Consider the following 8,882-nt stretch of genomic DNA (forward strand, 5'->3'; position numbering starts at 1 on the left):
GGTCAACCTTATCTCGCGGTGAGCACGCTGCGCACCCGTTGCGTCAGGGCTTCGGGGCTGTAGGGCTTGCTCAGCAGGTGAATGTCGGGGCTCAGCAAGTGATTGCTGGAAAGAATGTCGCGAGTGTGGCCGGAGGTGAACAGTACCGCCACGCTGGGTTGTTGTGCACGGGCCCAGGCGGCCAGGTCGGTGCTTTTGACGCGGCCAGGCATGACCACGTCGGTAAAAATCAGGTCTGGCAGCAAACCGCCTTGCAAGGCCTGCATGGCGCGGTCGCCGTCTTCGGCAGTGAGTACGGTGTAGCCCGATTGCTGCAGCAATTCGACCACGGTCAGGCGCACGCCTTCATTGTCCTCCACCACCAGGATGGTTTCCTGCCCGCCGGTGTGGGGCAGTTGATCGATGTGCACGTCCAGGCTTTCCGGCTCCAGGCTGTGGGGGAAATACATCTGCACCACCGAGCCCTTGCCCTCCTCGCTCCACATCTCCACGTGCCCGCCACTCTGGCGCACAAACCCGAACACCATGCTCAGGCCCAGGCCGGTGCCGTGGCCTTCACGCTTGGTGGTGAAGAACGGCTCGAACGCGCGCTTGAGGGTCAGCGCCGACATGCCCACCCCGGTGTCGGTGACCGCCAGGCGCACATACTCCCCAGGTTTGATGCTTTTGCCCGCACAATCGCTGGGGTTGAGGATGATGTTTTCACCTGTGATGCGGATCACACCCTCGCCTTTCATCGCGTCGCGGGCATTGATCGCCAGGTTGAGCAGCGCGTTCTCCAACTGGTTGCGATCGACGTTGATAAGCCAGGCGTCCTGGGGCATTTGCACGTCGATATGAATGGTTTCCCCCAGCGCCCGTTGCAGCAACTCACCCAGGCCCGCATAAATGCGTTGCGGGTTGTGAACCGCTGGCGACAGCGGTTGACGCCGGGCAAACGCGAGCAGCTGCGCCGACAGCTTGGCGCCGCGTTCCACCGCCGCAATCGCCGCCGCCACACGGCGCTGCACCTGGGCGTTGTCCGGTTCATGGCGGGCCAGCAGGTGCAGGTTGCCGGCGATCACTTGCAACAGGTTGTTGAAGTCATGGGCCACGCCACCCGTAAGGCCGCCAATGGCTTCCAGCTTCTGCGACTGGCGCAGTTGCTCCTCGGCGGCGGAGCGCGCCTGTACTTCGGCGACCACGCGCTGTTCGAGGTTGTGAGTGAGTTCCTGGCGCACCCGCTCGGACTGCACCAGTTCGGTGGTCTCCACCACAATCGCCAATACGCCCGCCGGTTGCTGGTTGTCGCCGGCGACCGGGCTGTAATAGAGGTCCAGCCACACGGTTTCCGGCAAACCGTTGCGCAGCAGCACCAGGTCCTTGTTGTTGAACGACAAGGTGCCGCCCGCCAGGCAGGTGTCCACCACGTGCCGGTTGAAGTCGGCGACTTCCGGCCAGCCCAGCTCCACCGGCGTGCCCAGCAGGTACGGGTGGCGACCGCCGGCGAACCGCGAATAGCTGTCGTTGTAGATCATGTAACCCAGGCGCCCCCACAGCATCACCATCGGCACGGGGGACGCCAACATCATCTGTACGTTGCAGGCCAGGCTGGTGGACCAGCGGTCGATGGGGCCCAGGTCGGTGGCCGACCAATCGAAGGCACGGATCCGCTGGGCCATTTCACCGGCCCAGCCTTCACAGCCATGGGGGTTGGATAAAAACTGCATCGGTTGGCTCAGTACGCAAAGAAGACATCGGCAAGTTTTGGAGCGCAGCAAACTTAGATGGTTTCAACCTATGTACGTTAGGCGTTAAACAACGCACCTACCACTCGTCTCAGTGAAAATCCCGACTGCGCACGTGAATCCCTTCCAGCAGCGGTGTCAGGTCGGTCAACCGCCCGGCAATCAAGTGCCGCACCTCGCCCACCGCTTCCCAGCGTCCGTCCACTTTCAGCAGCCGCGACCCCACCAGTGCCTGGCGTTGGCGCTCGGCCAGGTCGCGCCAGACCACCACATTGAGGTTGCCAAACTCGTCCTCCAGGGTGACGAAGGTCACCCCGCTCGCCGTGCCTGGACGTTGACGGCCGGTCACCAGACCCGCGACGCTGACATTGCGCCCATGCTCCACCGCCATCAGCTCCCTGGAGCTGCGGCAGCGCCGTCTGCGCAATTCATCACGCAGCAACGCCAGCGGATGCGGGCCAAGGGTAGTGCCGACGGTGGCGTAGTCGGCCTGCAAGTCTTCCCCCACCGTGGGCGCGGGCAGTTCCACCACGTCTTCATCCGGGCTGGGCAAGCCGGCAAACAACCCGAGTTGCTTATGCACCCCGGCCACCGCCCAGCGCGCCGTGTGCCGGTTACCCGCCAAGGCGCGCAAGGCACCGGCATCCGCCAGCAACGCCTGGGCGCGGGCGTCCAGGCCTGCGCGCTCGTCCAGGTCGGCAATATCGTTGAACGGGCGACGTTGACGCGCCGCTTCGATGCGCCGCCCCTCCTCTTCGCGAAACCCCGCGATCATGCGCAAGCCCATGCGAATCGCCGGCTGCGCGCCCTCGATGGGTTCCAGGCTGCAATCCCAGTCACTGGCCTGCACATCCACCGGACGGATCTGCAACCGATGTCGCCGCGCATCCTGCAGGATCTGGTCCGGGCTGTAGAACCCCATGGGCCAGCTGTTGATCAGCGCACAGGCAAAGGCCGCCGGTTCATGGCACTTGAGCCAGCAACTGGCATAGGTCAGCAAGGCGAAACTGGCCGCGTGGGACTCCGGAAAGCCATAGCTGCCAAAGCCCTTGATCTGCTCGAATATCTGCGCGGCGAACGCCTCGCTGTAGCCGTTTTTCAGCATGCCGGTGCGCAGCCGCTCCTGGTGCGGCTCCAGGCCGCCGTGGCGTTTCCAGGCGGCCATGGAACGGCGCAACTGATCCGCCTCGCCGGGGCCGTAATCGGCAGCGACCATGGCGATCTGCATGACTTGCTCCTGAAACAGCGGGATGCCTAGGGTCCGCTCCAGCACCGCTTTCAATTGCGGCGAGGGATAGGTGGTCTCTTCCTCCCTGTTCCGCCGCCGCAGGTATGGATGCACCATGCCACCCTGGATCGGCCCCGGCCGCACGATCGCCACCTCGATCACCAGGTCATAAAAAGTCTTGGGCTTGAGCCTGGGCAACATCGACATCTGCGCCCGCGACTCGATCTGGAACACGCCGATGGTGTCGGCCTTGCTGATCATCGCGTAGGTCGCCGGGTCTTCCTTGGGAATGGTCGCCAAGGCCAGGTCGAGGTGACGATGGCGGCGCAGCAGATCGAAGCAGCGGCGGATCGCGCTGAGCATGCCGAGGGCGAGAATATCCACCTTGAGCAGGCCTACCGCGTCGAGGTCGTCCTTGTCCCATTGAATGATGGTGCGCTCGGCCATCGCCGCGTTTTCCACCGGCACCAGGGTGTCCAGCGGGTATTCGGAAATCACAAAACCGCCAGGGTGCTGGGACAGGTGCCGGGGGAAGCCGATCAGTTGCTGGGTCAGTGTGAGTACCCGACGCAGCAGCGGGCTGTCGGGGTCGAAGCCGCCTTCACGCAGGCGCTCAAGTGGCGGCGCAGCGTCGCTCCAGCGTCCGCAGCAGTCAGCCAGGGCGTTGATCTGATCCGGCGGCAAACCCAGGGCCTTGGCCACGTCACGCACCGCGCCGGCGGCATGGTAGCTGCTGACCACCGCCGTCAGCGCCGCGCGGGTGCGGCCATAGCGCTGGAACACGTACTGCAGCACTTCTTCGCGGCGCTCGTGTTCGAAGTCCACGTCGATGTCCGGCGGCTCATTGCGCTCTCTGGACAGAAAGCGTTCGAACAGCATATTCATCAGGCTCGGGTTGATCTCGGTGATCCCCAGGGCGAAACACACCGCCGAGTTGGCCGCCGAGCCCCGGCCCTGGCACAGGATCGAACGGCTGCGGGCAAAACGTACGATGTCGTGCACGGTGAGGAAGTAGCTTTCGTAGCCCAGCTCGCTGATCAGCTCCAGCTCGTTGTTGATCTGCTGCAAGGTCTTCGCATCCACGCCCTCTGGCCAGCGCCGGGCGATGCCCTCTTCGGTCACGGCGCGCAGCCAGGAGCGGGCGTCATGGCCTGCGGGCACCAATTCGCGCGGGTAGTGGTAGCGCAACTGGCTGAGGTCGAAGGTACAGCGCCGGGCGATGGTTGCGGTTTCGTCGAGCAAGGCTTGCGGGTACAACGCGGCCAGGGCGTCGAGGCTGCGCAGATGCCGCTCGCCATTGGGATGCAGGCGCGTGCCGGCTTCGGCCACCGGCACGTGATGGCGGATCGCGGTCATGGTGTCTTGCAGGGCGCGGCGGCCACGGGCATGCATGTGCACATCGCCACAGGCCACGGCAGGCAGTTGCAGGCTGGCGGCCAGTTGCAGGCGCTGTTCCAGCAGGCGCGCATCGTCCTGGCCGCAATGCAGCTGCACCGCCAGCCACAGGCGTTCGGCGAAGGTGCGGCGCAGCCATTGGATCTCGGCCTGGGTGGTGCGATCTTCGGCGATCCACAGTGCCAGCAGGCCGGGCAGCGGCTGGTCGAAGTCCTCTTGCAGCAGGCGGTAGCGGCCCTTCTCGGCACGCCGGCGGGCCACCGTGATCAAGCGGCACAGCTGCTGGTAACCGCTGAGGTTTTCCACCAACAGCACCAGTTTCGGGCCGTTCTCGATGCGCATCTCGCTGCCGATAATCAGCGGTAACTGCACCGCTTTGGCCGCCTGCCAGGCGCGCACAATGCCCGCCAGGGTGCATTCATCGGTGATCGCCAGGGCGCTGTAGCCTTGGTGTTTGGCGCGTTCGAACAACTCCAGCGCCGTAGACGCGCCGCGCTGGAAACTGAAATTGGACAGACAATGCAGTTCGGCGTAACTCATGCAAACCAGCCTTGCAGCCACAGCCCATCGCGCTGGCCCACGGTGCGGTAGGCCCAGCCTTGTTGACCGGCACGGGTCTGGATCAGGTAGTAGTCGCGGCGGATGTCGGCGCCGTCCCACCAGCCGGATTCGATGCGCTCCGGGCCCATGAGGATCTGGATGCCCGGCTCGGCCAGCAGGGTCGGTTCGCTCAGCAACCAGCCGGGGCGCCGGACGTTGTTCAGGGGTGGGCTGGGGCGACTGTCGGCCGCCGCTTGCCAGGCGCATTCGGGGCGATGGTCGGCGTGAAAGCGCAGGCCCTGCACCGCGTCATCCCCTAGCCGGGCGCGCAGGCGTTCGCGCAGTTGCTCCCACGGCAGGGTCTGTTGCGGGCGGTCGTCAAACAGGTCCTGGCGCTGTGGTACGAACACCGGCAGGTCCTGGGCCACCAGGCGAAAGCCGCGCACCGGGGATGTCACCTGCACTTGCTCCAGGCGGCCGCGCGCCAGTTCGAACAGCATCGCCGGTTCACGTTCGGCACTGAGCAGGCCGACCTTGATCACGCTGTCGGGGGTCTGGGCATGCTCCAGGTGCAGGTCGAAACGCTGAACGCCACTGTCGCGCCCACAGAGGAAGGCGGACAGATCGCCGGTCAAGCGCCGCAACGGGAACAGCAGCGCCTGGTGGGATTGCACGTCGAAATTCAACTCGATGCGCACATCGAACTGATCCGGCGGTTGATAGAACGCCAGGGCCAGCGGGCGCTGCCCGGTCAAGGCATCGAGGTGTTTGAGCAGGCTGGCATCAAACCGCCGCGCCAAGGTGTGCCGGGGCAACGCCTGCACCTGGGCCAGGGTGCGCAGGCCCATGCGCGACAAGGCCGTGGCCGCTTGCGGGTCGAGGCCGGCGCGGTCAATTGGCAGCGGCGCCAAGGCCTGCATCAATGCGCGGTCATCGGCCACCGCCAGGCCATCGTAGAGATTGGCCAGCACCCGCGCCGCTGCCGGGTTGGGCGCGGCGACGATGCGGTGGCGAAAACCCAGCTCGGTCAGTTCCTGGCGCAAGCGCGCTTCGAACTGCGGCCACGGGCCGAACAAGCCCAGGCTCGACTCGATTTCAAACAACAAGGCCCGCGGGTAATACAGGCTGACCTGGGAGCTGAACCGATAGGCCCAGGCTGCCAGGAATTGCTGCCAGCGTTCGATCTCGGCGGGGTCGTATTCGGCGCTGGCAAACGTCTGGACCAGGGCATGGGCGGCGGTCAGGGATTGTCCAGGACGCAGCCCCAACGCTCGGGCCGCATCATTGACGGTTTGCAACACGCGCCGCTGCGGCGTACCGGCCAACAGGGCCAGGGGTTGGTCCGGCTCGGGGTGCGCACGCTGCACCCCGTCCAGCGCCAATTGCGGAAAGACAATACACACCCAGCGCATGCCAACCTCAGTGCCCGGCCAGGGCAATCGGCGCCGGGTGGGCCAGGCCGCCGCGGCACTTGAGCACCCGCACTTGCGCGGGCTTCGCTTCAACCGCCAGGCGCAACGCGGCGGGCGATGAGTTGATCGCCTCGTTCAAGGAGCGCCAGGCGAACGCCAGGGTCTGACCGGTTTCCGCCGCCACCTGCAAGCGCCGCAGCGCACGGTCATCGGCCTTGCGCGGCCAGCACAACACCGCGCCGCAACTGCCGGAACGCAAACACTGCTCCACTGCCCACAGCGCGTCGCGCTCCTCGGCCTGGATCACCGAGAGCAAACGCAGATCCACCCCGGCGTTCTGCCAGGCATGGGGATACGGCGTGTAGGGCGGCGCCACCAACACAATGCGCTCGCCGGCCTTTGACAAGCGTGCCAGGGTCGGCAGCACCAACTGCAACTCGCCGACGCCCTCCTTGGCCATGAGGATTTCACTCAACGCCGCCTCCGGCCAACCGCCGCTGGGCAACACCGCGTCCAACCCCGCCAGCCCGGTGGGATGCACGCTGGACGGTGGCGCGGCGGGCCGGCCTTTCCACACGCGGCCGCCATTGAACAGCGTGTCCAGCGCAACGACGGCGCCCATCAGCCTTGCCTCACCAGGCCGCAGAACACCCCTTCGATGGCCAGGTCGCGGTCGGGCCCCACCACGATCGGTTGATACGCGGGGTTGCGCGGCAACAGGCGCACGCTGTCGCCGCTGCGTTCGAAACGCTTGATGGTCACTTCGCCGTCCAGGCGCGCCACCACAATCTGCCCGTTCAAGGCCTCGGCACTGCGGCGTACGCCGACCAGATCGCCGTCAAGGATGCCGTCTTCGATCATCGAGTCGCCCTGCACCCGCAACAGGTAATCCGGGGTTTTGCTGAAGGTGGCTGGGTCCAGTTGCAGACGGCTGTGCACTTCGGCATCGGCGCCGATGGGCAAGCCTGCGGCCACCCGGCCGAGCACCGGCACATCCAGCCACTCCGGGCGCGCCGGTTGGTTGAGCAAGCGAATACCACGCGCCTGGTTCGGGTTGACCTCGATAAAACCGGCCTCGGTCAACGCCAGCACATGCTTGCGCGCCACGCTGCGCGAGGCAAAACCGAAGGCCTCGGCGATCTCGGCGAGGCTGGGGGGCTGGCCTTGTTGCGCGATACGGTCGCGGATAAAGGTCAGGATGGCGGTGCGGCGGGGAGTCAGAGTCGTCATGGAGTACATTTGTACTCCTGTGAGAAATTTCTGACAATAGCCGCCAGTCGAGTGGCATCAGACCTGCCCTGTCGAAACCTCCCACGCAACCGCCGGATTAGCTCTACTCCCCTGCTTTGAGAACCTCTGCAAAGTCCTTCGCCTGATTTTCACCATGCGAGGGATTGCAGATGGATGTTGTTTTGGATGCCCTGATCAAGGGGGCCGTGTCGTGATTTCCGCTACCAGCCAGGCGATTGGCTATCTGGTGCTGGCGGCCATGGATGCCAAATCGCGGGACGTCGACGCGGTTATCAGCGACTTCAACCGCTGCCTTAATACCTATGACGCCTGGACGCAAAGCGCCTTCAGTGTTTCGGCGTTGGAGGTTGAACAGGTATTTAAAGTCGGCAACGAGGTGGCACTCGTCGAACCCGCCAGCCGCTCCAATCTCCCCAGCAGCACCACCGCAACCTGCCCGGCCAATGGCACGTTGACCCTGGTGCACATGTTCCAGACTGCGCGATTCGTGCCCATCGGCAACACGCCGGTGAAGGTGCAGCGGATCGATTCAGATGGCCGCCCGCTAGGTGACCCCCTCCATAAAACCATCGGCCCGAGTGGCATCCTCGAAATCAGCGAATGCGAGCGCAACCAGCGCTACAAGGTCAGCTTCTATCCCAACCTCTCCACGGCACATTTCAAGGCGCTGTACGCCTCGTATCAGGCGGTGATCGCGCCGCTGGAAGACTGGCTGCGCAGCGAATGGAAGACCACCTTCAAACCGCTGTGGAAGGACTATTCCGAAGCCAACTTCCTCCAGCGCTACCTATCGCTGCACGAGGCCTATGCACGCGGGTTTGGTGAGGCACTGTATTCACTCTGGGACACCCTCAAGCAACTGTTCCAGTGGCTGGCAGACCCGCTGGCCCACGCCGAACAACTGTTGCATTACCTGACCGACCTCCAGTTCGAACAGCTGCTGAAAGCCGGCACCGACGCCATCGCCAAGGGTTTGCTGGTGTTGAGCGACGAGCCGCTGCTGTTTGTTTATCTGTCGGCGCTGGTCAGTTGGATGCGCCTGCTGCCCCCGCCGTATCTGAACGAGCTGCTGGGAGAGATCAGCGCCGAAGTGCTGATCAATCTGGTGCTGTGCCTTGCGACTGGCGGGATGGGCGTGGTGGTGCGCATGAGCGCGAAGGTGCTGGGCGGTATCAAGTCCCAGCGGGCGCGCAGGTGGTTGGAGCACATGGCTGGGCAATTTGGTAAGTCTCGGCTGGCGGAGCATGTCGAGGCAGCCAAACCGGTGTTGCTGGGCAGTCCCGCGACGCCGATTTCGGGGGTGCCGAGTGCGCAGTTGAAGGCCGGGAC

Annotated in this window: 5 protein-coding genes and 1 pseudogene; 1 reads left to right on the forward strand and 5 read right to left on the reverse strand. The window is 64.8% G+C overall.

Translation table 11 applies throughout. From position 1 onward, the window contains the following. Positions 1 to 8: 8 nt before the first annotated feature. The 5 genes from OPU96_RS24245 to lexA form a co-directional block, all read right to left on the reverse strand. Positions 9 to 1,709, reverse strand: a complete 1,701-nt coding sequence (locus OPU96_RS24245; protein ID WP_498559833.1) for an ATP-binding protein — start codon at positions 1,707 to 1,709, stop codon at positions 9 to 11. A 109-nt stretch (positions 1,710 to 1,818) separates the two neighbouring features. Beyond that, entirely contained in the window at positions 1,819 to 4,890 is a 3,072-nt protein-coding gene (locus OPU96_RS24250; protein ID WP_226457303.1) for an error-prone DNA polymerase, read from the reverse strand. Further along, positions 4,887 to 6,302 (reverse strand): Y-family DNA polymerase, encoded by a 1,416-nt coding sequence (locus OPU96_RS24255; RefSeq protein WP_226457302.1) that lies wholly within the window; start codon positions 6,300 to 6,302, stop codon positions 4,887 to 4,889. Before OPU96_RS24255 ends, OPU96_RS24250 begins: the two co-directional genes overlap by 4 nt. 7 nt (positions 6,303 to 6,309) lie before the next feature. Beyond that, complete coding sequence (imuA, locus tag OPU96_RS24260; RefSeq protein WP_192300806.1) at positions 6,310 to 6,924, reverse strand: translesion DNA synthesis-associated protein ImuA; 615 nt, start codon at positions 6,922 to 6,924, stop codon at positions 6,310 to 6,312. Then, positions 6,924 to 7,541, reverse strand: coding sequence for a transcriptional repressor LexA (gene lexA, locus OPU96_RS24265; RefSeq protein WP_192300805.1), 618 nt, complete (start codon positions 7,539 to 7,541; stop codon positions 6,924 to 6,926). Before lexA ends, imuA begins: the two co-directional genes overlap by 1 nt. Before the next feature lie 250 nt (positions 7,542 to 7,791). Here lexA and OPU96_RS24270 point away from each other — a divergent pair. Further along, positions 7,792 to 8,882, forward strand: a pseudogene (locus OPU96_RS24270) (type IV secretion protein Rhs); the annotation flags it as partial.

This window comes from Pseudomonas sp. RP-B7 (assembly GCF_059803535.1).